The sequence below is a fragment of the Mycobacterium sp. genome (assembly GCF_049280035.1).
In the GTDB taxonomy this organism is placed as follows: domain Bacteria; phylum Actinomycetota; class Actinomycetes; order Mycobacteriales; family Mycobacteriaceae; genus Mycobacterium.
The window spans coordinates 1-1,544 of record NZ_JBAPPI010000221.1; the positions used below are offsets into that span (position 1 = coordinate 1).

2 protein-coding genes are annotated in these 1,544 nt (G+C 66.8%); both read right to left on the bottom strand.

Going from position 1 to position 1,544, the window contains the following annotated elements:
- The coding region (locus tag WAN71_RS07280) for a pyridoxal-phosphate dependent enzyme (RefSeq protein WP_422224689.1) at positions 1–752 on the bottom strand (752 nt) is incomplete at its 3' end.
- Between the two features lie 71 nt (positions 753–823).
- On the bottom strand, positions 824–1,544 hold a 721-nt coding region (trpC, locus tag WAN71_RS07285; RefSeq protein WP_422224690.1), incomplete at its 5' end, for an indole-3-glycerol phosphate synthase TrpC.

Genomic DNA, 1,544 nt, shown 5'->3' on the forward strand with positions numbered 1-1,544 from the left:
GCGGTGACGGCGTCGGGCAGTCGGCCGGCCTGATCCTGGATCTGCACCCGGGTCTCAAGCCCGATGACCCGCTGAAAATCACGGACCATCGTCGGGAAGGGATGCGGCCCGGCCGCGGTGCCGAAACAGTAGTAGGTGTTCTCCGCGTTGGTGACCCAGTCGCGGAACGCCTCATTGATCGCGTCTTTGAGTGTCTGCGAGCCCGACTCGACCGAAACGACCTCGGCGCCCAGCAGTCGCATCCGCGCCACATTGAGGGCCTGCCGCGCGGTGTCGACGGCGCCCATGTAGACGACGCAATCCAACCCGAGCAGCGCGCAGGCGGTTGCGGTGGCCACCCCGTGCTGGCCCGCGCCGGTCTCAGCGATCACCCGCGTCTTGCCCATCTGCCGGGCCAGCAAGGCCTGACCCAGCACATTGTTGATCTTGTGAGAACCGGTGTGGTTCAAGTCTTCTCGTTTGAGGAATATCCGCGCCCCGCCGGCCTGCGCGCTGAGTCGAGCGGCCTCATAGAGCGGGGACGGCCGGCCGGTGTAGTGCGCCTGCAGTTTATCGAGTCTGTCGAGGTAAGTCTGGTCGGTGCGCGCCTTTTCGTAGGCGGCGGTGACCTCCTCGATCACCGCCATCAGCGCTTCGGCGACATACCGGCCCCCATACACACCGAAATGACCCCGGGAGTCGGGATCGTGCTGGGTGGGCTCGGCGATCGCCGCGCTGGAAAGCGGAAGTTGGGGACGCAAGATGTCTGCCATTACCAAGGCTCAACGCGCAAGCGGTGCATAGCGTTCAACCATTTCTGCGCATGCATCCCATGAACGCCGGGCTAGCGGGCCGGCTTCGGACACGACGGGTGCTTGCCCGCGGTGACCAGGTCAGCGACGGCTGCGCGGGGATCACCGCTGGTCACGAGGCCCTCACCAACCAGCACCGCATCAGCGCCCGCACCGGCATACGCCAGCAGGTCGGCGGTGCCACGCACCCCAGATTCGGCGATCCTGATCACGCGGCTGGGCAGCCCGGGCGCGATGCGCGCGAAGCAGTCTCGGTCCACTTTCAGCGTTCGCAGGTCGCGGGCGTTGACGCCGATCACCCGGGCCCCGGCCTTCAACGCCCGGTCGGCTTCTTCCTCGGTGTGCACCTCGACCAATGCCGTCATTCCCAGCGACTCGATGCGCTCCAACATCGACTCCAGCACAGGCTGATCCAGCGCCGCGACGATCAGCAGCAGCATGTCCGCACCGTGCGCACGGGCCTCGTGAATTTGGTAGGGCCCCACCACAAAGTCTTTACGCAGCACCGGTACCGACACCGCCGCGCGCACCGCGTCAAGATCGTCCAGGCTGCCGTGAAAGCGGCGCTCTTCCGTCAGCACGCTGATGATCCGGGCGCCGCCGTCTTCGTAAGAGCGGGCCAAACTGGCTGGGTCGGCGATCGACGCGAGTTCTCCCGCCGACGGGCTGGCCCGCTTCACCTCGGCGATGACGCCGATACCGGGCTCGCGCAACGCCGCTAAGACGTCCAGCGGTGACGGCATGGCCTCGGCG